Below are 25303 nucleotides of genomic sequence, written 5' to 3'. Positions count from 1 at the left end.
AGCCCTAATCTTAAAAATTTTTAAACACTTTACTAATTTTTTGTTAAAAAAAAGTACTTTTATAAAACTAATCAACAAAAAACAAACCAAAAAACCAAATGCCATGAAAAAGATTGCATTATTACTATTTCTGCTGAATTCAGCGTTTCTTTTTGCACAAAAAGAAGTCTCGGGTATTGTAAAAGACAAATCCGGCGCACCGCTTCCTGGTGTAAATATTGTCGAAAAAGGAACTTCAAATGGTGTTTCTACCGATTTTGAAGGTAGCTATAAAATAAAAGTAAAAGAAGGCGCTACTTTAATTTTCAGTTATGTAGGATTCGCAACGGTCGAAAAAGCAGCTTCTGCCGACAAGATAAACATTGTTTTAGGCGAAAGTGAAGGTCAAGTTTTAAGTGATGTTGTCGTTACAGGATCTAGAAGCACCAAGAGAACTGTTGTAAATTCTGCCGTTCCCATTGACGTTATTAGCGTAAAAGATGTTACAACACAAAGCGGTAAAATTGAAATTAATCAATTACTCCAATATGTTGCTCCGTCTTTTAATGCCAACAAACAATCGGGTTCTGATGGTGCCGATCACGTAGATCCTGCTTCATTAAGAGGTATGGGACCAGACCAGACTTTGGTTTTAATTAACGGAAAAAGAAGGCATCAATCGTCTTTAATTAACTTATTTGGAACAAGAGGTCGTGGAAACACAGGAACAGATTTGAATGCAATTCCAGCTGCTTCTATCAAAAGGATCGAGATTTTGCGCGACGGCGCTTCGGCACAATATGGTTCTGATGCCATTGCTGGAGTAATCAATATCATTACAAACGATAATGTAAACGAATTAACAGGATCTATAACCTACGGTGCTTTTAACACAAATGCAAAAGGCGATTTTCTTCCTGGTACACCAAATACAAAAGGTTTTAGACTAGATAAAGATGGAAACGGAAATTCATACGGAAAAGATCAGGATTTTGATGGTGGTTCTGTAAGAGTTGCTGCTAATTACGGAGTTGCTTTAGGAACTAAAGGCGGTTATGCAAACTTTACAGGTGAGTTTTTGAACAAAAATAAAACCTTAAGACCTGCTTATGATTTTAGAAAAGGTTTTGGTGACGCAAGTATGCATGGAGTAAATTTATTTGCCAATCTTTCTATTCCGATTGCAGACAAAACAGAATTCTACGCTTTTGGAGGAAGTAATTTCAGAGATACAGATGCTTATGCTTTTACCAGAAATGATGGAGAAAGAGTGGTAGAATCAGTTTATCCTGGAGGCTACACGCCAAGAATTACGTCAAAAATTAATGATAATTCAGTTGCTGCCGGAATCAAAACAGAATCTACTGGAGGATGGAAATTTGATTTGAGTAATACTTTCGGAAAAAATAAATTTCAATACGATATTAAAGGAACAATAAATGCTTCTCTTGAAGAAAAATCTCCCCATGAGTTTGATGCTGGAGGACATAGTTTGCTTCAAAACACCACTAATTTTGATATTTCTAAAAGTTATGACAGTGTTCTTGAAGGCTTTAATATTGCTTTTGGAACCGAATTTAGAGTGGAAAAATTTGAAATCTTTGCTGGTGAAGAAGGATCATATACCACTTACGACACCAACGGACAACCTATTACTGATCCTACCACTCAAAGTGCGCCAATTGATCCTATCTCGGGAAATCCTAGACCTGGAAGCTCGCAAGGTTTTCCTGGTTATAGCCCTGCGAATGAAGTAAATGAAAGCCGTACCAACTTCTCTTTATATGCTGATGGAGAATTGGATATCACTAAAGATTTAATGGTAAATGCAGCCGTTCGTTTTGAAAATTACAGTGATTTTGGAAGTACAGTAAATGGAAAATTAGCCTCTAGATTAAAACTCGGCGAACACTTTAATTTAAGAGGTTCTGCAAGTACAGGTTTCCGTGCTCCATCATTAGCACAGATTTATTATAATTTGCGTTTCACCAACTTTAATGCAAGCGGTGCAACTGAAGTTTTATTGGCACCAAATGACAGCGAAATTACAAGAGCTTTCGGAATTGGTAAATTAAACGAAGAAAAAGCAGTAAATGCATCTTTAGGTTTTACAGCATCTTTTGGCGATTTCACTGCAACAATTGACGGTTACTATATTCAGGTAAAAGATCGTATTGTACTTACTGGATATTTTGATGCAAGTGCTTTAAACCTTGGCGTTTCTGAAGCACAGTTTTTTGCCAATGGTGTAGACACGAGCACCCACGGACTTGATGTAGTTTTCTCTTGGAAAAAAGGATTCGATTTTGGCCAGCTTAGTGCCACTTTGGTTGGAAACATCAACGATATGAAAATTGACAAAGTTAAAAACGGCACTCTTGATGAAGCAACTTTCTTCGGAAAACGCGAAAAAGCCTTTTTATTGGCTTCTGCTCCAGACAACAAATTCAGTTTAAACCTAAACTATGCTAAAAACAAATTTGACGCCGGACTAGCTTTTACTCGTTTCAGCAAAGTTGTTTTGGTAGATTATGCAGACGAAGATGATGTTTACAACCCGAGAGTGGTAACCGATTTAACAGTTGGATATCAGTTCACTAAAAGTTTAAAACTAACTATCGGAAGCAACAACTTATTTAACGTATATCCGTCCAAACAAGATGAGCAAGGAAACACAGAAGCTGGAGGATATTGGGATGCTGTACAAATGGGATTCAGTGGTGCTTATTACTATGCAAGACTTGGTTTTACTTTTTAATAATTAACAACGGGCTTCGACTTTGCTCGACCTGACAATTAAATGAGTTCTTTTTTTGTCTTCCTGAGCGAAGTCGAAGGACACGCAAGAAACTCTACAAAGTACATCTCAAATTATATTGGGCTTCGACTTCGCTCAGCCTGACAAACTTTATAAAACAAAAAATCCTGAGTATAACGCTCAGGATTTTTCTTTTCTATTTATTTAATTACAATTTAAACTCTAATGATGCAATAATAGCTTTTTCTTGCTCTGTTGCTGTAAATCCCGAAATATCCCAATAATTGGTCAGGATTTTGTTTTTCTTGTTAAAAAGCGATTTTTCTTTAAAAACATCACTTTCATTATACGTGAAATTTTGTTTGTTGAAACCTGTTGTAACAAAACTATTTCGTACTTGAACATTTTTTGTTTTATCTTTCAAAACAACATTATATCCAATTTCTTCATTCGAACTCAATAAATAATAATCAGTTCCGTCCCATCTATAATTTACTTTGACAAACGATTTTGTAATATTCTTTTCGCCTTCTTTGGTCTTCTCTTCCACTTTATCCAATGTTGCTGGCGTAACTGAAATTGTAAATTCTATTATAATTTTTTTCTCAGGATCGTAAATAATTTCAAAATTATCAATTGCCTCTTTTGCTTTATCCAGCGGAACAACTGACATTATATAATAATCTTTATTTTTTGAATGTCCTTTTGTTGTAAAATCATATTCCTTTTTCGCTTTTGCATCCAACAGCGGATCCAAATACTTAAAGTTAGAGTAATTTTCCATGATATCATTCAAGTCATATCCTTTCAAATCAGCACTAACATCTGTATCTATCAATCCATAAGAACGATTTTGTTCTACTAATAACGTAGTTGTATTGTTTTTATTGAATTGAAAGTTAACTAATCCATCATTATAATAAGAATATTGATTGTCTAGCATGAAAAATTCACGAACATATACTTTTAATCGATGTGCAACGCTAATTTTTTGTTTCGAATTTGAAACTACTTTCTGAAGCATTTTTTGAGGATTTTCCTTTGAGACTACAACTTCGTCTAAGTTTTCCTTTTTATTTTTAAGATAAACTACAAATCCACTTTCTTTTAAAGCGGCCCAACGAACAGTCAGATTTTCATAATTCATTTCTGAAACCTGTATGTTTGATCCTCCGCTCAAAACAAAAGTTATTTTACCATCTGCATTAGTCATTAAAACCTGTTTCGTTTTTAAGACCGTTACAGTGGCATTCTCAATAGGCTGTAGGGTTTCAATGTCTTTTACATAAATAGAATATTCATCATTTTGTGCAAAAACATTCAACTGAAATAATACGACAAATAAAAGTAGCAGTTGCTTCATAGGCGTTGTTATATTTTCAACTAAATTATTGTTTTTTTAACAATAAAGCAACACCTGAAAAAATAAAACATTAGTTACCAACAAACTAACTTTTAAAAATACCTGATATCAGGGGGCAAAAAAAATCCTGAGTTTTACAACTCAGGATCCTATTTTATTTAGTTATTCAGAAATAATTATTCGTTATGCAAAAACGCTTGTCTTTCTAACAAAGTTTCTTCGTCTTCCACATGATTATCATCTGGTACACAACAGTCAACAGGACAAACAGCAGCACACTGCGGCTCATCATGGAAACCTTTACATTCTGTACATTTTCCTGGTACTATATAGTAGATTTCGTCAGAAATTGGAGTTTGAGCGTCATCTGCGTCAACTTCAGTTCCGTCAGGTAATACAATTTTTCCAGAAAGACTTGTTCCGTCTTTATATCTCCAATCATCTGCTCCTTCATATATTGCTGTATTAGGGCACTCTGGTTCGCAAGCCCCACAATTGATGCATTCGTCAGTTATAATAATTGCCATCGTTTATTAGTCTTAAGGTTAAAAGTCTTAAAGTTCTAAAGTCAAAATAAAGGCAAGCATAGCTTTTGACTTTATGACTTTTGACTTTCGACTTAATTATGCTTATTTTTGTGCAAAATTACAATCAAAACAATTCATAAACAAACATTATGACATTAGAAACAAAAAAAAGTGTTTTTGTTGAATTAGGAAAATTTTTAAGTCAGTTTTCTGAAGGTGCTTCTGTGCAAAAATCCGATGTCTTATATAATGATATCTTTTTTGATGATTTCAATAATCTGATTCATTTATCGCAATCTCATAATGGATGGTATACCCCTGAACAGGTTTATTTTTCTATACAATCTTGGGCTGAAGCTTTAACCACTGAAAATATTGACAAATGGCTTTCGGCTTACAAAATAGATCAGAAAGGCGATGCAAAAACTGTTGCTTTGATTTTAGCTGGAAATATTCCGCTAGTAGGCTTTCATGATTTTTTATCTGTTTTAATTACAGGCAACAAAGCTTTAATTAAAACTTCGTCAAACGACCAGCATTTATTGCCATTTTTGGCTAAATACTTAATTGCTGTTGATGAAAATCTGAAAGACAGCATCACTTTCGTGGAAGGAAAACTAGAAAATTTTGATGCCGTAATTGCCACAGGAAGCAATAATACTGCTCGTTATTTTGAATATTATTTTAAAGATAAGCCTTCAATTATTCGTAAAAACAGAAATTCGGCCGCTATTTTAACCGGAAAAGAAACCACTGAAGAATTGGAAGCGCTTGGAGAAGATATTTTTAGATATTTTGGTTTAGGATGCCGAAATGTTTCCAAACTTTTTATTCCGAAAGACTATTCTTTTGACACTTTTTTTCAAGCAATATTTAAATACCAAGACGTTATCCATTACGAAAAATACGCTAATAATTATGACTATAATAAAGCGGTATTTTTAATGAGTAATTTCAAATTATTGGACAACGGATTCTTGACTTTAAAGGAAGACTCAAGTTATGCCTCTCCTATTTCGAGTGTTTTTTATGAATATTATGAAAGCTTAGAAGAACTTAAAAAACGCCTTCAGGACGACACAGACCAAATTCAATGCATTGTTAGCTCCAATCTAACTGCAGATAGTATAGCATTTGGAGAAACGCAAAAACCGCAATTGTGGGATTACGCAGATAATGTCAATACTATAACGTTTTTGTTAACAACAAAGTAATAAATTGTTTAATTATTTCGAATATTTTAACGCTTTTTCGGCTCTTATTACCGAAATTTGCGTCTTTAAAATTTTCGACTATTAACAACAACCATGAAAAAACACAACTACAGCGCAGGACCAAGTATTTTACCTCAGGAAGTTTTTGAGAAGGCATCAAAAGCAATTTTAAATTTTAATGATTCAGGGTTATCGATCCTTGAAATCTCGCACCGAAGCAAAGATTTCGTTGCAGTTATGGAGGAAGCTCGTTCCCTTGCTTTAGAATTATTAGGACTTCAAGGAAAAGGTTATCAGGCTTTATTTTTACAAGGCGGTGCAAGTACAGCATTCTTAATGGCACCCTATAATTTAATGAAAGAAAACGGAAAAGTGGCTTATTTAGATTCAGGAACGTGGGCAACTGCGGCGATCAAAGAAGCTAAACTTTTCGGTGAGACTGTTGTCGTAGCTTCTTCAAAAGAAGACAATTATACTTATGTTCCTAAAGGTTACGAAATTCCAGCTGATGCTGATTATTTCCACTGCACAAGTAACAATACCATCTTTGGAACTCAAATGAAAGAATTCCCAGCAACAAATGTTCCTGTTGTTTGCGATATGAGTTCTGATATTTTTTCACGTGAATTAGATTTCTCTAAATTTGATTTAATCTATGCTGGTGCTCAAAAAAATATGGGTCCTGCAGGAACTACTTTAGTAGTCGTTAAAGAAGAAATCTTAGGCAAAAACGGAAAAACTATTCCAAGTATGCTAGATTATGCTAAACACATTAAAGGAGAAAGTATGTACAATACGCCACCTGTATTTGCTGTTTACGTTTCTCTTTTAACTTTACAATGGATCAAAGAAAAAGGCGGAATTGCTGCTGTTGAAAAATTAAACAACGCAAAGGCAGAATTACTTTATGCTGAAATCGATAGAAACCCATTGTTTAAAGGTGCTGCTGCGGTAGAAGATCGTTCTAACATGAACGTAACGTTCTTATTGAACAATCCTGAACACACTGAAACTTTTGATGCTTTATGGAAAGCGGCAAATATTTCTGGATTGCCAGGACACCGTTCTGTAGGTGGTTACAGAGCTTCTATCTACAACGCTATGCCTATCGAAAGTGTTCAGGTTTTAGTGGATGTAATGAAAGCATTGGAATCTAAAGTTTAGTTTTTTTTCGGTTAATCGTTAATTTGTTTAACTGTTTAATCGTCAAAAAACACCTCCTTTAAAATATCAAAAAAGAAAAATCAAATAGCTGGTTTATCGATTAAACAATTAAACGATTAACCAAATAAACAATAAATACAATGAAAGTATTAGCAAATGACGGAATTTCTAAAAGCGGAATTCTAGCCTTAGAAAAAGGTGGTTTTGAAGTTATCACAACAAAAGTAGCTCAAGAACAAGTAGCTAACTATATAAATGACAATAACATTGACGTAATTTTAGTTCGTAGCGCAACTAAAGTTCGTAAAGATATTATCGATGCTTGTCCTGGAATCAAAATCATCGGACGTGGTGGTGTTGGTATGGACAATATCGATGTGGATTATGCTAAAAGCAAAGGAATTCATGTAATTAATACTCCAGCTTCATCTTCAGAATCTGTTGCTGAATTAGTATTCGGACACTTATTTTCTGGTGTACGTTTTTTACATGATTCTAACAGAAATATGCCTCTTGAAGGAGATTCAAACTTTGATGGTTTGAAAAAAGCTTACGCTAACGGAACTGAATTAAGAGGAAAAACTTTAGGTATTGTTGGTATTGGTCGTATCGGACAAGCTACAGCAAAAATGGCTCTTGGCTTAGGAATGAAAGTTATCGCTGCCGACAGTTTTATTCCAGAAGTAGATGTAAAAGTTGAGTTTTTTGACGGACAATCTATCACAACTAAAATCGTTTCTCAATCTTTAGAGTCTTTATTTAAAGAAGCAGATTTCATTACATTACACGTTCCTGCACAAGATGGATACATCATTGGAGAGAAAGAATTTGAAATCTTGAAAGATGGTGTTGGAATTGTAAACTGTGCTCGTGGCGGTGTTATTGATGAAGTGGCGTTAGTTAAAGCTTTAGATTCAGGAAAAGTTGCTTTTGCTGGTTTAGACGTTTTTGAAAGCGAGCCAAAACCAGAAATGGCAATCTTAATGCACTCTAAAATCTCTTTGACTCCACACATCGGAGCTGCTACTGGAGAAGCGCAAGATAGAATTGGTACTGAATTGGCATCACAAATTATTACTTTGTTGAGCTAGTAAAATAGATTAAATTAGATTAAAGGGATTTACTACAGATAAGTAGTAAATCCCTTTCTTTTTTATACTTTCGCGGACACTTAAAGTATAACTATGAATATACATAAAAAAAGCTCTAGACGTAAATGGATCATTCGACTGATTCTAATGGCAATTGCAATTGCTTTGTTCTGCACTTCTATCTTTGGCAATATATTTTCGCTTATTATTGAAAAAGAATATTTTATACCTGAGCAATCTTCCATTTTTACTTTTAATGAAACAGCTGGCAATGAAGGCTCAAGCGATGTGTGGAGATATGGAGAAGATTACAGCAACTATTACTTCAACCTGAGTACATTTGATAATGATGTGTTATTTTTTCCTAAAAAGAACATTAGTAGTTGTCCTGGATTTAATCCTAAAGATGTTACAACCTGGTGCAAAGTAAAAGATACAAATACTAAGTTTTAAGAATGTCTTTAATTTAAGTCAATATAAATAAGGTTTTAGCGAATTTCTTGAATTTGCCGAACCAAGTAATTAAAAAATAAAGTATCTTTAAATGGATTATTACTGCATTTGTAGTAAATATCTTTCTTTTTTTTATTAATTTTGGCGTGTAATTTTAAACCTTAAATATCATGTTTGAACAATTAACCCAATTAGTACAGCAATACGGAGGCGACGCTGTGGTAAACAATAACGCTGTCCCAAACGAACATAATGAAGCCGTAATAAACGAAACAAGCAGTTCTATTTTTGAAGGATTAAAAAAGATTGTTTCTGAAGGCGGAACAGAGCAAATTGCCGGATTATTTAACGGAAAAACGCCCATTGACAACTCAAACCCTGTTGTACAGCAAATTCAACAGCAATTAAGCGGAAGTCTTGGTCAAAAATTCGGATTAAGCAGCGCCGATTCAAGCGGAGTTGCTTCCAATTTGATTCCACAGATTTTAGGCTCTTTAGTAAATAAAGCAAAAGATCCAAACGATAGCAGTTTTCAAATTTCTGATATTATAAATTCCATTTCAGGAAACAGCGGACAAGCTTCTGGAATTATGGATACTATTTCTAAATACGGAATGCAATTTGGCCTTGACCAAAACAACGACGGAAAAGTTGATGTTGCAGATGTATTAGTAGTTACCAAAAGCAAAGGAGGGATCGCTGGTTTTATTGGAAAGCTATTTGGAAGCAAGTAAGTTTTTCAGCTACAAAGTTACATAGAGTTGAAAGCAACAAAGGCTTTTAAGAAATACTCTAAAAAAGGATTACAAAATTGTAATCCTTTTTTATTTTTATTAGCAAGAAGTTAAACCTTTGTTACTTTGAACCTTTACCCCTCTGAACCTAAAAAAATATTCGTAAATTTAGGCTATGAAAAAATGCATTTCCATATTAATTGTTCTACTTACCATTGTTGCATGTTCTACAGCTTCGCAGAATATTTCCAGCACTGATACTGTATCTGCATCAAATAAAAAGGTAAACGATACCATTAGAATTGCAAACGATTCATTAGAATACGAAGTCATTATAATCGATAACGGATTCTCAACCTGGCTTGCCTCTCGAGCCTATCCACGAAACTATTACTCCTTACAATACCTTGAAAACAAAAACTATTTGTATGTAACAGAATGGAATAATCGTGTTTTACAGCCACAACGTTATAGCCCAAGTCTATACGAAATGTCTATTGATTATCGCCCAGACATTCATTATGGCTACGAAGTAAATTACTTAATTTACAATTACATGATTTATTTTCAAAATACTTACAAACAAAAGCTTTGGGGTTATGTTCCCTCAAGATAATATATTATATTTGTAATCATTACAAATAGCAATGAACAGATTAAAAAAACGCTGGGGAATTACCTCAAATTTACAAGCCATAATTATATTTATCGTTTTTGCCATCACAGGATCGGCATCTGCGTGGCTTTCTAAACCTTTCTGCGTTTGGCTGGGTATTACTAAAGAAGATTTTGGTGGCTGGTTTACACTCATTCGTCTTATTATTATCTTTCCTATCTATCAAGTTTTACTAGTTGCGATTGGAACTATTTTTGGGCAATTTAAATTCTTTTGGAACTTCGAAAAGAAAATGCTTAAAAATATGGGGCTAGGATTTTTATTCAAAGAATAACTTTCCTTTTCATCCTATTTAATTTAAAAACCGTTCTGGTTAAGATAGACTCTTAATCTAAAAATTCTATTTAATTTCATCTTTCCAATCCTTTCTTATTTTTGAAACTGCAGATTAATCAATCCCTGCATTTATCAAACATTACATATTTAAAAAATTGGCATAAAAAAAATAAATAACATTTTTTTTATGCCAATTTTTTATTTAATCACCATACAGAACAGGATGGTGCAGGATAGTTATATTTTAAGTAATAACAAACTTTACAATAGTTAGAAGCATTTATTAAACCTGATAATCAAACAATTAATATTTCTAACAAAAATTATTACTTACTAACCAAACCACAATTTGACATGCTGAAAAATTACTTTAAATCCTCCCTTATGGTGGCGATGATTTGTCTCATTGCATCCGTAAACAAGGTTTTTGCTCAAAATCCGATTGTAAAAATCGACTTTGACCAATCAGGAAGACCGAAAGCCGAAGTAAATGATCCCGATTACACTGCCTGGGTAATCGCTTCTGGAAACACCAGTTCTTATACAGAAAATGGAGTTACTTTTACAATTAGTCGCACCGGAACTAATGGAGACAACTTAGGAACCAATTGGTACAAAGCAGGAATTCAAGCCCCTTATTACGCAAGATTGGTCTGTGACGGACTTACAGTAAAAGGTACAACAGCAAATCTTGGCGCTCAAATCGAACTCAAAATAAGCGGTTTAGCCACAGGAGAACATACATTATTAGCTTTCTTCAACAACGTAGACAGCCCAACCACAAATACCTTTAGCCCAATTGATATTTCTGTCGATGGAAATGTAGTGGTCAATAATTTAATTCCAACCGTAAGAGCAACTAAAACAGCTGATGCCGCGTCTTCTTATTTAAGATTTCAAGCTACAGCAGGAACCGATGTCGTAATTTTAATCGCTGCAGAAACTTCTGGAACAGAAAATGTTAAAAACTTCATTTTTAATGGTTTCGAATTAAACACACCCAATATTTCTCATCAAGCTATAAATCCAGATCCAAAACAAAACAACGAACATGTAGAATTAGTATCTGGCGGAAAATTGCTGCAATGGACTGCTGGGTCGGGAGCTGTTTCGCACAATGTCTATTTCGGAACAGATGCAACAGCGGTTGATAACGCAACGACAGCTTCACCAGAATTTAAAGGAAATCAAGCTTTAGCCAACAATTCTTACCAAGCAAACGGACTGTATACGGGAGCAACTTATTACTGGCGTATTGATGAAGTTTTATCAAATGGAATTGAAAAAGGAAATGTTTGGCGCTTTCGTCCAGCACAGCTTGCTTTTCCTGATGCTGAAGGATACGGCCGTTTTGCACGTGGAGGACGTGGCGGAAAAGTTGTTGCCGTTACTAATCTAAACGACAGTGGCCCAGGAAGTTTTCGTGAAGCCGTTACAAACGATATTGGCCCGAGAACAATTGTCTTTAATACTTCTGGTGTAATTCAATTACAATCGCGCCTAGTTTTAAGCCAGCCTTACGTAACAGTTGCTGGACAAACCGCTCCAGGAAAAGGAATCTGCATTCGTTCTGCTCCTTTTGGCGTAACAGGAAACGATGCTGTCGTACAAAATCTGCGTGTTAGAGTTGGTGCAGGACCTACTTTTGACGGAATGGGATTAACTGGCGCAGACAATAGCATTATCGACCATTGCTCTATCAGCTGGACTATTGATGAATCTTTCAGTTCTAGATCTGGAAAAAACATCACCCTTCAGAGAACACTTATTTCTGAGGCTTTAAATGCAGCAAATCATCAAAATTACCCAGCAGGAACAGAACATGGATATGCTGCTACAATTGGCGGAGATATCGGGAGTTTCCATCATAATCTATTAGCCCATTGCTATGGCAGAAATTGGAGTCTTGGCGGCGGATTGGACGGAAACGGTGCTTATGCAGGAAAAATGGATATTACGAACAATGTCGTTTATAACTGGGGAGGAAGAACCACAGACGGAGGAACCAAAGAAGTTAACTTTGTAAACAACTATTACAAACCTGGCGCTGGTTCAAAAATATTTGTTGCTTTTAATCAGCAAAATGAAGGTGTTGGAACCGGAATGCAACAATGTTATTTTAACGGAAATGTAATGCCTGGTTATTTCGACGAAACCAACCAAACTGCTGGAAGAAAAGCATCAGGAAATACGGTCCCATATAACAACTTTGTAAATACCCCTTTTTTCCCTTCTTATGTAACGACGCAATCAGCTAAAAATGCTTATAAAATTGTTCTTTCTGATGTTGGATGTACCCAGCCAGAATTTGACGAACACGACCAAAGAATCATTTCAGAGACATTAAACGGAACGTATTCTGCAGTTGGAAGTGTAACAGGCAAACCTGGATTTCCAGATAATGAAGCAGATGTTGGCGGTTTCGAAAACTATCCGACTGTAGTGAGAGATGCTAATTGGGATAGCGATCAAGATGGATTGCCAAACTGGTGGGAAAATATTATTGGCACTAATGTAAACTCTGCAATTGGGGATTTTTCAGATGCAAATGCCGATCCTAATTTAGATGGTTATACTCATTTAGACGAGTATTTACAATGGATGTCACTCCCACATTACGAATCTCCAGACGGAACAAAAATTGACATTAATATTCAAAAATTGTCAAGAGGATTTACAAGTGGCGTTTCTTATGCCATCTCCAATGTAGTAAACGGAAATGCAATTCTAAATACAGATGTGGTTGCATTTACACCAACTTCAAACGGATTATGTTCTTTTGAATTTACCGTAACAGATTCTGAAGGTGGTACAATGAAAAGAAAAGTGAATGTTATAAGCGGACAAAGCTTAACATTAGGAACAGACGATAGTATTAAAGAAACAAAAAACAGTGTTTTTAATGTATGGCCAATTCCAAGCAACGGATCTTTCTCTGTTTTTATTCATAATGAAGAAGCAGAAATTTTAGATCTTAAAATCTACGATATTTCCGGAAAAGAATTAGTAAAGCAAAAAATTAAAGGAGGCGTACAAGAAACAATCCAATTGCATTCAAAAGGTGTTTTTTTGATTAAAGTTGTAAATCCGCAGACTAAGAAAACACAATATGTCAAGAAAATAATCATTCAATAGTTAAAACTAAAGCAATTAAAAAAGACGGCCTAAAACCGTCTTTTTTTTATTTTTTCTGAAAGAAATAAGTATAAATCCAAGTCAAAGTAAAAGACGGAATCACATCTGTGAAAGGCAGTATTTCTTCAAGAAAAGTCAAAACACCAGCAACCTTCCCTACTCTTCCCTTATACATTCTCGCCATAATTATTGCCGCAATGGGAGCCCAAACCACATCTGAAAACTCACCCAGAAACGGAATCGAGAAAGAAATCATACCAATTCCATCCAAAACCAACCCTATAAGTAGTTTTGACATTCTGCTATCTTCTGCAACTTCTAAATCTTGCATAACACATTCATTTTTAAGTTAATCGAAATTAAAAATAATTCATGAAATTCTATTATCTCTTTTCTAAATTTAATTTCCATTATTCCCATATCAATTTACGTACCGATTTTAGATTTTAGATTTTCTAAAAGTCGCTTCGCTGCTTTTGGAATTTGGGATTTTGAAATTTGGAATTTGATTTTCACATATTGGAATTTGATTTTGACCATAATCTTCGTTTCTTTGTAAAAACAGTTTCACTACATGATACACGCAAAAAACATACATAAATTTTACGACAAACTTGAAGTTTTAAAAGGAGTCGATTTACATATTAAAAAAGGCGAAATTGTTTCTATCGTTGGTGCTTCGGGCGCTGGTAAAACTACATTACTGCAAATTTTAGGGACACTAGACAAACCAGATCATAATCCCGATTCATCTTTAACCATTAATGGAAAAAATGTACTCGAGTTACAAAACATTAAAAACAATAGCTCAAATCAAGAAAAGGCATTCAAAATCATCACTTGGTTAGGTTCTTTTTATATTATTCTGCTTGCAGGTTTTTTATTGTTTTTTAGAAATAAAATAGAGAATGATATTTTGGGTTATATCAATTGGGGAATATTGCTTATGCCTATTATTTTACTATTAGCGTATTACAATCGTTACTTTAAAAAGAAAAGCAGACAAGACAAAATTTTATCCGATTTCAGAAATTTAAATCTTGGTTTCATTTTTCAATTTCATCAGCTTTTACCTGAGTTTACAGCGCTAGAAAACGTTTGTATTCCGGCACATATTGCAGGCAAAAAGACCGCTGAAACCGAAGAAGAAGCAAAAAAATTGTTGAACTATCTTGGTCTTTCGCACAGAATTAACCATAAACCTAACGAACTTTCAGGAGGAGAGCAACAGCGTGTTGCGGTTGCAAGAGCCTTAATCAATAAACCAGATGTCATTTTTGCCGACGAACCTTCTGGAAATCTGGACACACATTCTGCAGAAAACCTGCACCAATTATTTTTTCAGCTTCGAGACGAGTTCGGACAGACTTTTGTCATTGTAACCCACAACGAAGAATTGGCCAATATGGCTGATAGAAAATTAGTGATGGTCGACGGACAAATTAGCAATTAAGTTAATTAGGAGCTATTTCCTGCTGTCCTTCCAATCTTTTATGCCGAACCCCGGCATAAAAGGATTTTCCCTCCCATCAGGGCTAGGGCACTCGAACACAAAAGAATATTTCATTTAAAATGAACCAAAAAGAACTTAAAGAATTTCTAGACGAAAAAGTCATTCAATATAACAATCAGGATTTTATAGAGAGTGATCCTGTACAGATTCCGCATCTCTTTACTCAAAAAGAAGATATCGAAATTGCGGGTTTTCTTAGCGCTTCTATTGCTTGGGGAAACCGTAAAATGATTATCAAGAATTCGCATAAAATGATGGAATTAATGGGCAACACGCCTTACGATTTCGTTATGTCACATTCTGACGAAGACTTGGCAAGACTAGAAACTTTTGTGCATAGAACTTTCAACGGACATGATTTTGCCGGCTTCATAAAAGGCTTAAAAAACATTTATCAAAACCATAATGGACTGGAAAATGTTTTTGCTAAAAATCAAGAAAAAGACAGTTTGCAGAAAAGCATCAGCGAATTCAAAAAGATATTCTTTGAAACCGATCATTTGGCGCGAACTCAAAAACATATTTCAGATCCATTAAACAATTCGGCAGCAAAAAGAATTAATATGTAAATGCGGGTAATTAGAATGGTATTAATCAAATAAAATTAATTCACTTGGATTCAGTTGTACGCCATCATCTCCAAGCATAGAAGTCATGACATTTGCTCCCTCATAATCAATTAAATCTACTTCTTCGTCAAAAGGAATTCCTTTAAATTCATAAATAGCTCTTAAGTCCTCAATATCTTCAGCAAGTTGCTCTTCACTTAATGCTTTTTCTCGATAGTAGGAATGCCATATCCAATCTAAGGCTTTATAATTTGTCATAAATAAAGATTCTTCGGAGTAATTTTTATACTTGATGACTACAAAATAACAACCTGATTTTTCTTCTTTTTTATGTCTAATTATGATAGTTTCAATTAAAGAATGAACTAATCGTTTAATTTCATCAAATTGAATATCATCAGTATACGTTTCTATTAAAGTTTTAGTTCTCGAATTTCTAGTCTCGTTTTCAACTTCTAAAACTTTCGCCTGTAATTCTTCGATTTCAGAATTTATTCTTATTCTTTTTGCTTTCGATAATTTATAGTCGTTAATAAAAGTTTCATCATCTTCTAATTCAGGGTCTATCAGCAATTTTGCAAGACGGTCAATTTGTTTATTAAGTCCAATTAATTCACTCTTTTTTTGTTCTAATTTTTCTCTAAGTGGAATTGATAAGTTACTTTTTGGAGCTTCAATTAGTAAATCTTTTAAGTTTTTTGTTTTGAATAGATGATGAATAATAAAGTTTTCAAGCTTAGGAAGTGAAATTGCTCGACTATCGTTACAATTTTTATGAGGTGGTCTTTTACCTTTGCATTTATATGAGTTATCATTCCCTTTAGGTCTTTTTTTGCCTAGAACTTCGTTACCACAATGTCCACATGTAATTATTCCATTTAATAAATAATGATACTCAGCTTTTTTACCGACATTTTTAATATTTTTAGGAAGATTATCGTTTACCTTATTCCATAAATCATCCTCAATTATTTGAACATCAATTTTAACCTCAATTCTTTTTTCGATATCATCCTTGTTCCAAATTCGTATACCTTTATAGATAGGATTTTTTAGCATGTCATGAATTACATTTCCTCTCCATTTTACATCGCTTTTTTCAAATTCGATGATGTTCTTGGTAAATTCATTTTTTCGTTTTATTTTTCCTTTAAATTTGTTAAATTTTGTAGGGGCACCTTCAGCGTTTAAAATATTGGCAATAGTATAACTACCAATTCCTTGAAGCGATAATTTGAACATTTTACGAACATATTGAGCTTCTTCTTCAAATATTTCAAAATTATTATCTTCATCACGTTTGTAACCGTAAGGTTTCATACCATGAGTTTTTCCTTTTAAAGTTTTGTTGTAATTAGCTAGTTTTACTTTTCTGGATGTGATTTTAGCATAATAAGAGTTAACTAATGAGATTAAGTTACTTCCTAAAACACTCTCGTCATTACTGAAATCAAATTCAATTCCGTTTGGATAAAATTTACATTCGTGAATAGTACACTCAGCAGAAAAAATATTCCAGACTGCAGAATTACGTTCAATTCTAGATTGGTCTATACAATAAATATTAGATATAATTCCTTTTTTTAAATCAGACATCATATCTGCTAGTGATGGTCTATCTTCAATAGCCAATGTTCCGCTCATGCCTTCGTCAATATAAAATTTATAGTCAACACCCAATTGACTAGCCAATTTTATGCCTCCTTGTTGTTGAGTCTCGATTGAATAATCTGTTCCTTCTTCTTTGTTTTTAGATGTACGACAATAAATAGCAAGCATAAGTGTATTTTTTAACAAACATAATAAATTAGTTAATAAGACTAATTAAGGTAGCATATTAAAAACTTTTAATTTTAACTTTGAATTAAAATTAATCCATGTTTTTAGTCTTTAGCGCTCTCATAATAGTCTCCCATCTTTGTTTCATAATCCGTTTCATAAGGCTTAGCATATTTGATATTTTTTAATCTAAACCATTTATTTGAAGCATTAACCTCAAGATTATATTTTTCAAAAATCTCTGATTTGAGCCAGATTTTAAAGTCATTAAACGCCTTTGGATGCTCTTTGTTATCGCTGATAGAATTTAATTCTTGATTATACTTATCAGTCAAATATTTTTTGACCCATTTTTTAATTTCTCCTAATGTTGATTCTTTTTCAATCATATTCAATATGAAATCAGCAACTTCAGCATTTTCTAATAAATTTACAATTGATAATAAATATTCATTCACATCTGTCGCAATTTCCTCTTCAGGTAGAAGAGTTTCTTTAATTTCTGCAGACTCTTGTACGACTGCATTTTCCAAAACTGATAGTTCTGGTTCTGGTTCTTTTGGATTAAGATTCCCAAACTCTGAAACAGTATAGTGATAAACAATTTTCTTCGTTGGTTTGTCTCTATTAATATCAACTTTTCTCAAGTAGCCACATTCTTCAAGATTACCTAAAGCATCAAAAAAAGTCTGTTTTGTTATACCTAGCCGATTCACATAAAGAGTTTGGGATAAGTTGAATTTGGTATCTGAATCAGATAGTATCATTGTCAATAGTCTAAAAGCTATTGGTGTTAGTCTTTTGTCTAACAAAATTGAATTGTGAATTGTTGTAAATTGCCCGCTTAGGTTTTCTTTACGAATAACTGTTTTGTTTGTCATTTTAATTTTATTTCCTCATTGTTATTTTTTCCTCTTGTGTTTGGTGAGGAAAGCTGATGGACATGACCCCATCAGCAACCAAAATAATCAATCGTTAGATTAATATACATGTTACCAATTAACATCTTAAATCTACAATAATATTAAACAAGTATAATCAAAGTAAAAAAAAAGTCAATCCTATTTCAAATCAATCGTATTATTTTTTAAATATTTCATTGAACCTAACAGACACATCCTTATCTCCGTTGAAATTTAATTTTCTTCCCCAGCGTTGGTATAATTTCTTTACTCTAATTTATTCAATATTGAGTTAATGGTATATTTTTTATACCTTTTATGGGTGTAATTACTATACCATATACTATAATAGTAATATAACACTCCGTGAGGTGAGTGTGAATATATTAAATTAGTATGTGTTCTAGTGAGTATCTTCGTTTATACTCCGATACATCACTAACACATAAGGATAAAGGTTATGTAAACCATTCCAACTAGTCTTAATATAAATTTTTAGTGCTTTTAATTCTTAAACATAACTTATCTCAACTCAAAAATAAGTATAACGAAAATCCATATCTCAACTTGTAAAGCAGAAGCCGAACGATTACCGCATCCAATCTCAACTTGAAGAAATAGACCCAGCCCACGGTACCTTTTTGGTTATTAATAGCGCAAATACACCTCCCTTATTCCCCAATACGCTCCAGTAATCACTCCCTAACAACATATTCCCAATCCTTGTTTTCAGCCCTGTCAGAGCACATTTCATTCCATTGTTACTGGATTAAAATGATAATGCCTTCAAACGCTCAACAAATTTTGAAAATAAAATTATTCAACATTCAAAATCACTCCTTTGATTAGTTAATCCTAATCAAACTTTCTATAAGTTCTCCACGTTTATAATAGACACGATTACCAATTCCATAAGCTTTTAATTTTCCTTTTTTCGTCCAATTCCAAAGACTAGTTAAACTAATTTTTAGCAATAAGCACGCATCTTCTCTAGTTAATAACTCGTCTGGATTTTCTGTTGACGCATTTCCTCTAAAAGCTTCTAATTGTTCATATACAACTTTTTTAATTAATTCCTCCAAATCGCTGGGAGTCAAATTATGTAACATGATTGCGTTTTCCATTTGTAAAAATTTTAATGAATATCTATTTAATTAAAACACTGAATTTTAATAATTTAAGAGTTTAATTCCAAAAAAGAGAGAAAAAAAATCAAAAAAACATACAAAACACACTACATTTATATGCTTACATTAAAATAGTTATTCTCCATTTAATCCTTGATAATGAATATTATAGACAACAAAAGTAGATTGTTACTTGAGGAACTTCAGACCTTAATCAATCCAGATTCTAATATTTACATAAGTTGCAACCATTTTACAGCATTTGCTTTATTTGAATTGTTGGCTATATTTTCACAATCTAAACAAGTACAGATATTATTAAATAATAATTTTGGTACTGAGGATGATTTTCGATTTATTCAAAATGAAGCTGAGAATAAATTAAATCTTTTACTGGACAGAAAGTACAGAATAAACCAAGTAATTGGACTGATTGATAACAAAATTCAAATTAGAAAAGGTATCGTTGCTAACCAGAACATTCTAATTATAGAAACTGAAGGAACAATAAACTCTTTTTCATTAACACCATTGGACTTAGATTCTGTTTGTTTAGGAGTTTTAAACTCTGAAATACCATTATGTATAGTTAATATCAATGAACCTACAAACGCATTTTTACCGTTATTCAAAAATGCTTGGGACTCTAGCAAGACAGTTTTAAACGATAATGTAAAAGCCTTACTAGAAAAAGGAACTTCCAATATATCTCCAGAAGCTATTTACAAATATAGTATCAAAGAAATATTTCAGTATTCAACAATAAATGAAAGAGCAGACGAAAAACTAGAGAGAACAGGTTTTAAAAACACTAAAATCTGGAGTATGCTTTATAATTTTCAAAAAGATGCCGTAATTGGTGCTATTGAAAAATTAGAAACTTATGGAGGTTGTATAATTGCTGATTCAGTTGGATTAGGAAAAACATTTGAAGCTTTAGCAGTAATGTCATATTATCTTTTAAGAAACGACAAAAGAGTCTTGGTTTTAGCACCAAAAAAATTAAGAGAGAACTGGAAAATTTATACTCAATTAAGTGATAGAAGAAATATCCTTGCTGAAGACCGTTTAAATTTTGATGTTTTAAACCATACAGATTTAACCCGAGAAAGAGGAAAATCAGGTGATATTGATTTGGAAATGATTCATTGGGGGAATTATGATTTAGTTGTTATTGATGAATCTCATAATTTCAGGAACAATCCCAATAAGAGAGAGGGAATGACTCGATACAAAAAATTAATGAATGATGTTATAAAAGCAAACATCAAGACAAAAGTATTAATGCTATCGGCTACTCCTGTAAATAATAAAATGAACGATTTAAAAAATCAAGTTTCATTTATTACTGAAGGAAATGATAGAGCTTTTTCACAATATGGCATAGATAGTATCACTCAAGTAATGCGTGATGCCCAAAGAAAATTCACCAATTGGTACAAAAACGGAGACCCAAACAATTTAGATGTTAATGCATTAATGGAAAGTTTAGACGGTTCTTATTTTAGAATTTTAGATATGTTGACTATTGCGAGGTCTCGTAAACATATTGAGAAATACTATGATATGGCTGATATTGGTAATTTCCCAAATAGACTCACACCCTTAACCATTACTCCAGAGATTGACACCAAAGGTCAGTTCAGCAATATCGGACAAATTTATGATGAAATCAGTACATTGACTTTAGCATCCTATACTCCTTTAGCTTATGTAAGAGCAGATAAAAGAGACGAATATGAAGCGAAATATGATATAGAAACGGGCACTGGTGGTGTTTTCAAACAAGTTGACCGTGAGCAGAGTTTAATTTATTTAATGCGTGTTAACCTTCTAAAACGTTTAGAGAGCTCTATCCATTCTTTTAAATTGACTGTTGAAAAATTAATTGCCATCATTGATGAAAATCTAAGGTTAATAGAAAATCATAAATCAGGAGCTTATGATTTGGATTTAGGTATTAATGATATTGAAATTGATGATACTGAGTTAGAAGATTTATTGGTCGGTGGAAAAACGAAAGTATTGATTCAGGATTTAGATAACATCCAATGGAAGCAAGACCTAAAATTGGACAAATCAATTTTAGTTAAATTATTAGGAAATATCAAATTGATTGATGTAGAACGTGATGCAAAACTATTAGAGCTTAAAAATAGAATTGAAGACAAGCTAAACAATCCGATAAACCCCGATAATAAAAAAGTAATTGTATTTACAGCTTTTGCCGATACTGCCAACTATTTGTATGATGAATTACATGATTGGTTGAAAAATAAGCATAAGTTAAATTCTGCATTGGTTACGGGTTCAGGAACTAATAAAACCAATATGCCGAAGTGCAAAACAGATTTGAACACCATTTTGACCAACTTCTCTCCACTTTCTAAAAAGAGGGATGAAATATATCCAGACGAGAAAAATGAAATTGATATTATGTTTTGTACCGATTGTATTTCTGAGGGTCAAAACCTTCAGGATTGTGATTATTTAGTTAATTATGATATTCACTGGAATCCCGTTCGTATCATTCAACGTTTTGGACGTATTGACCGTATTGGTTCTAAAAATGAAAGCATTCAACTGGTAAATTTCTTTCCTTCAATGGAGCTGGATAGCTTTATTGATTTGGTGGCTCGTGTTCAGGGAAGAATGGTGATGCTTGATGTCTCGGCTACTGGAGAGGATAATATTATTTCTCAAGACAGTCGTATGCAGGATTTAGAATATCGCAAACGACAACTAAAACAACTGCAAGACCAAGTGATTGACCTTGAAGATGTGCATGGTAATATATCAATCACTGATTTGACTTTTAATGATTTTAAAATTAATTTGGAACAAAGTACTGATTCCGAATTAGAAGAATTGAAGCACATACCCAAAGCTTCCTACTCCATCGTAAAATCAAATCTTGAACATGTAAAAGAAGGTGTTATTTTTTGTTTAAAAGGAAACAGTGAAGACTTTGCTTCTAAACTTAAAAACAACATCTTATATCCTTTCTTTTTGGTTTATATTAGTATAGATGGAACCGAAATCGTCAAAGCTTCGCAAACAAAAACGGCTTTAGACTATTTCAGAAAATTAGCAATGGGTAATGATAGAATCATTCCAGAATTAATTGCCGAATTTGACAAAGAAACCAAAGCAAATAAAAAAATGGAAGTCTACGCTAATTTGCTAAAAACCGCTATTCACGAAGTCATTGGTGTACAGGAAGAAGTAGGACTGGATTCATTGGCTACTGCTGGAGGAACTAGCTTGTTGAGTTCGGTTATTAATCAGGAAGAAAATTTAGAATTAATCAGCTATCTGATTATTAAATAAGCAATGAGTTTTAGTTACAATAAAATATTAAATATACCTGATAGGGCTATTGTCAGTAAGAAAATAAGCAAAGCTTTCTTTATTAGAAACTTTGAACTGAGTTCAGCTGACAAAAAAATATTGAATGAAATTATCATGATGGAATGGTTAGCAAGTATCAAACCATCCAACTCTAATATTGCTTTATTCCAAAATGAAATCTATATTTTCGAAGAAATTCAAATTATCACTTGTACAGTATCTGAAAATCTTTTGAAAGGTACAATTGATAAAGTGGCTAATTTATTCCAGAAACACATTCCCTATCCAATTGTTTTGGTTATTGAAAATGCAAATGAATTTGTAGTAAATGTTTGTGACAAAAAAATCAATCAAAATGATAAATCGAAACGAACTATTGAGGCTTTTATCAACTCCCCGACTGTTTTAAAATTATATAAAAATGAGTTTGTTACTGCTTTTTTTAAAGCTGTGGATTTTTCAATATTGGACAAAACCAACTTAGAAACAACATATAAAAGTTATACCAGTGCTATTGTTCAATTTCAAACAGCAATGGTTACAGGAACCTTCAATTTAAGAAGTTCTGTAAGAACTGAAGACGACCTAAAACATCTCGAAACTATACAAAGAATCGAAAAAGAAATCATTACTTTGTCGAACCAAATAAAAAAGGAAACACAACTCAATACCAAAGTTTCTTTAAATATTGATATTCAAAGAAAAAGAAACGAAATAGAAAATATAAAAAACTTATTAAATACACTATGAGCATAGAACAAGTAAAAAAAGGTGACGAACTGACTCAAAGTTTAGATATAGTAAATGATAATATTGCACGATTGAAAGAACTTTTTCCTGAAGTACTTACTGAAGGTAAAATTGATTTTAAGGTGCTACAAGATATTTTGGGAAAAGAAATTGAAGACGAAGAGGAATATTACCGTTTTACATGGGCTGGTAAAGCTCAAGCCCGTAGAGAAGCACACAAACCAAGTACAGGAACTTTAAGACCAGCTAAAGATGAAAGTGTAAACTGGGATACTACCGAAAATTTATACCTTGAAGGCGACAATCTTGAAGTACTAAAACTGTTGCAAAAAAGCTACAATAACAAGGTAAAAATGATTTACATTGACCCTCCCTATAATACAGGTAAAGACTTCGTTTATAAAGACAACTACACAGACAACCTTAAAAATTACCAGCAAATTACTGGTCAAGTTGATGATGAAGGAAATAAACTTTCTACTAATTCTGACAGTGATGGACGATATCATTCCAATTGGTTAAATATGATGTATCCTCGCTTGAGTTTAGCTAGAAATTTACTGAAAGACGATGGAGTAATTTTTATGAGTATTGATGATAATGAAGTTGAAAATCTCAAAAAATTAAGTAATGAAATTTTTGGAGAAGATAATTTTGTTGCTCAGTTGATTTGGGAAAGAGCATATTCACCAGTTAATTTGAAAAAACACTTTTCGGAAAATCATGATTTTATTTTATGCTTTGCAAAAAATGTATCTAATTTAATAAATAATGGTTTGAAAAGAAGTGAAGAAGCAAATGCTCGTTATTCAAACCCAGATAATGACTCAAGAGGTATTTGGAAATCAAGTGATTTATCAGTTGGACCAGCTATTCAAGAAAATATTTATGAAATTACTTTACCAACAGGCAGAACAGTATTACCTCCCAAAGGTTACAGTTGGCGCTTAAATAAAGAACGGTTTGATGAATTTTGTGCTGACAATAGAATATGGTTTGGGGCAAACAATGATGCAACACCTTCAATTAAACGTTTTCTATCTGAAGTGAAAGATACAATTACTCCAATGACAATTTGGAAATATTCAGAAGTGGGACATTCTCAAGAAGCAATGCAAAGTCTGAAAAAATTATTTAATGGACAAGCTTATTTTGACTATCCTAAACCTGTAAATTTAATAAAAAGAGAATTAGAATTATATACAAGCTCAGATGACTTGATTGTAGATTTCTTTTCTGGTTCCGCTACTACTGCGCATGCTGTCATGCAACTTAATGCAGAAGACCAAGGAAATCGTAAATTTATCCAAGTTCAATTGCCAGAACCTACTAATGAAAAGAGTGATGCGTTTAAAGATGGCTATAAAAGTATAGTGGAAATTGGTAAAGAACGTATCCGTAGAGCAGGAAATAAAATAGTTGCAGAAGAAACGGAAAGGCTTAATAAGTTAAAATCAAAAAATAGCTTACTTCAGGAAGACAAAGATGAAATCGATAATTTACAAATAGCAATTGATAATTTAGATATTGGCTTCAAAGTTTTTAAACTAGATAGTTCGAACATCAAAGGTTGGGATGGCAATCCAGATAATTTAGTAGATAATTTGTTTGATTCTCAAGACAACATTAAGACAGGTCGTACCGAAGAAGATGTATTATTCGAGATATTATTGAAATACGGTTTAGATTTAACCTTACCTATTGAAGAAAAATTGATAGAAGGGAAAAAAGTATTTAGTGTTGGTTTTGGAGCTTTATTTATTTGTTTAGCCAATAATATTACCAATAAAGTTGCTGAAGGAATTGGTGCATGGAAAGAAGCCTTAAATCCAGAAGCATGTAGAGTAATATTTAAAGATTCTGGTTTTGGAGATGTAGAAAAAACAAACTCCGTGCAAACTTTGAAACGTTTTGGTATTAATGAAATCAAAAGTATATAAGT

The 25303-nt window shown here is 33.0% G+C and carries 18 protein-coding genes and 3 pseudogenes; 15 read left to right on the top strand and 6 right to left on the bottom strand.

All coding sequences use genetic code 11. The annotated features are described in order from the left end of the window. Positions 1-103 precede the first annotated feature (103 nt). Positions 104-2737: a TonB-dependent receptor gene (locus tag NCC77_RS10160; protein ID WP_250835467.1), complete on the top strand. Its 2634-nt coding sequence runs from the start codon at positions 104-106 to the stop codon at positions 2735-2737. A gap of 208 nt (positions 2738-2945) precedes the next feature. Here the strand turns inward: NCC77_RS10160 and NCC77_RS10155 are convergent, their stop codons facing one another. Beyond that, positions 2946-4100 carry a carboxypeptidase-like regulatory domain-containing protein gene (locus NCC77_RS10155; RefSeq protein ID WP_250835466.1) on the bottom strand — a complete coding sequence of 385 codons (1155 nt, stop codon included), beginning with the start codon at positions 4098-4100 and terminating at the stop codon, positions 2946-2948. A gap of 176 nt (positions 4101-4276) precedes the next feature. Next, complete coding sequence (locus NCC77_RS10150; RefSeq protein WP_111366760.1) at positions 4277-4627, bottom strand: 4Fe-4S dicluster domain-containing protein; 351 nt, start codon at positions 4625-4627, stop codon at positions 4277-4279. A 149-nt stretch (positions 4628-4776) separates the two neighbouring features. Between NCC77_RS10150 and NCC77_RS10145 the strand changes: the two genes are divergently transcribed. The 8 genes from NCC77_RS10145 (at position 4777) to NCC77_RS10110 (ending at position 13370) form a co-directional block, all read left to right on the top strand. Further along, on the top strand, positions 4777-5841 hold the full coding sequence (locus NCC77_RS10145) for an acyl-CoA reductase (protein WP_250835465.1): 1065 nt from the start codon (positions 4777-4779) through the stop codon (positions 5839-5841). Between the two features lie 93 nt (positions 5842-5934). Beyond that, positions 5935-7005 (top strand): 3-phosphoserine/phosphohydroxythreonine transaminase, encoded by a 1071-nt coding sequence (gene serC / locus NCC77_RS10140; RefSeq protein ID WP_250835464.1) that lies wholly within the window; start codon positions 5935-5937, stop codon positions 7003-7005. A 140-nt stretch (positions 7006-7145) separates the two neighbouring features. Further along, positions 7146-8096: a D-2-hydroxyacid dehydrogenase gene (locus tag NCC77_RS10135; protein ID WP_250835463.1), complete on the top strand. Its 951-nt coding sequence runs from the start codon at positions 7146-7148 to the stop codon at positions 8094-8096. 93 nt (positions 8097-8189) lie between these two features. Further along, on the top strand, positions 8190-8549 hold the full coding sequence (locus NCC77_RS10130; protein WP_250835462.1) for a hypothetical protein: 360 nt from the start codon (positions 8190-8192) through the stop codon (positions 8547-8549). Between the two features lie 170 nt (positions 8550-8719). Then, positions 8720-9283 carry a DUF937 domain-containing protein gene (locus tag NCC77_RS10125; protein WP_250835461.1) on the top strand — a complete coding sequence of 188 codons (564 nt, stop codon included), beginning with the start codon at positions 8720-8722 and terminating at the stop codon, positions 9281-9283. Positions 9284-9458: 175 nt separating this feature from the next. Then, a complete protein-coding gene (locus tag NCC77_RS10120) occupies positions 9459-9899 on the top strand; it encodes a DUF6146 family protein (protein WP_250835460.1) in 441 nt (146 codons plus the stop codon). A gap of 31 nt (positions 9900-9930) precedes the next feature. Next, complete coding sequence (locus tag NCC77_RS10115) at positions 9931-10233, top strand: DUF6787 family protein (protein ID WP_248726158.1); 303 nt, start codon at positions 9931-9933, stop codon at positions 10231-10233. A 386-nt stretch (positions 10234-10619) separates the two neighbouring features. Continuing rightward, complete coding sequence (locus NCC77_RS10110; protein ID WP_250835459.1) at positions 10620-13370, top strand: T9SS type A sorting domain-containing protein; 2751 nt, start codon at positions 10620-10622, stop codon at positions 13368-13370. A gap of 46 nt (positions 13371-13416) precedes the next feature. Here the strand turns inward: NCC77_RS10110 and NCC77_RS10105 are convergent, their stop codons facing one another. Next, a complete protein-coding gene (locus tag NCC77_RS10105; protein ID WP_095931743.1) occupies positions 13417-13701 on the bottom strand; it encodes a hypothetical protein in 285 nt (94 codons plus the stop codon). A 243-nt stretch (positions 13702-13944) separates the two neighbouring features. Between NCC77_RS10105 and NCC77_RS22970 the strand changes: the two are divergent. The 3 pseudogenes from NCC77_RS22970 to NCC77_RS10095 all read left to right on the top strand — a co-directional run. Then, positions 13945-14157, top strand: a pseudogene (locus tag NCC77_RS22970) (ATP-binding cassette domain-containing protein); the annotation flags it as partial. 216 nt (positions 14158-14373) lie between these two features. After that, positions 14374-14823 (top strand): annotated as a pseudogene (locus NCC77_RS22965) (ABC transporter ATP-binding protein); the annotation flags it as partial. Positions 14824-14942: 119 nt separating this feature from the next. Continuing rightward, positions 14943-15449, top strand: a pseudogene (locus NCC77_RS10095) (DUF2400 domain-containing protein); the annotation flags it as partial. Between the two features lie 24 nt (positions 15450-15473). Here the strand turns inward: NCC77_RS10095 and NCC77_RS10090 are convergent. The 3 genes from NCC77_RS10090 to NCC77_RS10080 all read right to left on the bottom strand — a co-directional run bounded on the left by NCC77_RS10090 (position 15474) and on the right by NCC77_RS10080 (position 19257). Continuing rightward, on the bottom strand, positions 15474-17231 hold the full coding sequence (locus NCC77_RS10090) for a recombinase family protein (protein WP_250835457.1): 1758 nt from the start codon (positions 17229-17231) through the stop codon (positions 15474-15476). A 104-nt stretch (positions 17232-17335) separates the two neighbouring features. After that, entirely contained in the window at positions 17336-18112 is a 777-nt protein-coding gene (locus NCC77_RS10085; protein ID WP_250835456.1) for a MarR family transcriptional regulator, read from the bottom strand. A gap of 866 nt (positions 18113-18978) precedes the next feature. Beyond that, positions 18979-19257 (bottom strand): helix-turn-helix domain-containing protein, encoded by a 279-nt coding sequence (locus tag NCC77_RS10080; protein WP_250835455.1) that lies wholly within the window; start codon positions 19255-19257, stop codon positions 18979-18981. Between the two features lie 162 nt (positions 19258-19419). On the opposite strand from NCC77_RS10080, the gene NCC77_RS10075 reads away from it, so the two are divergent. Genes NCC77_RS10075 through NCC77_RS10065 form a run of 3 tightly spaced genes read left to right on the top strand, consistent with a single transcriptional unit; the run spans position 19420 to position 25301 of the window. After that, a complete protein-coding gene (locus NCC77_RS10075) occupies positions 19420-22590 on the top strand; it encodes a DEAD/DEAH box helicase (RefSeq protein WP_250835454.1) in 3171 nt (1056 codons plus the stop codon). Between the two features lie 3 nt (positions 22591-22593). Then, on the top strand, positions 22594-23361 hold the full coding sequence (locus NCC77_RS10070) for a DUF4391 domain-containing protein (RefSeq protein ID WP_250835453.1): 768 nt from the start codon (positions 22594-22596) through the stop codon (positions 23359-23361). Then, on the top strand, positions 23358-25301 hold the full coding sequence (locus NCC77_RS10065) for a site-specific DNA-methyltransferase (protein WP_250835452.1): 1944 nt from the start codon (positions 23358-23360) through the stop codon (positions 25299-25301). Before NCC77_RS10070 ends, NCC77_RS10065 begins: the two co-directional genes overlap by 4 nt. Positions 25302-25303: the final 2 nt, after the last annotated feature.

It is taken from the genome of Flavobacterium tyrosinilyticum (genome assembly GCF_023656565.1).
GTDB lineage: Bacteria > Bacteroidota > Bacteroidia > Flavobacteriales > Flavobacteriaceae > Flavobacterium > Flavobacterium tyrosinilyticum.
Note: the sequence above shows the minus strand (reverse complement) of the source record. Positions and strands in the feature narration are given on the sequence as shown.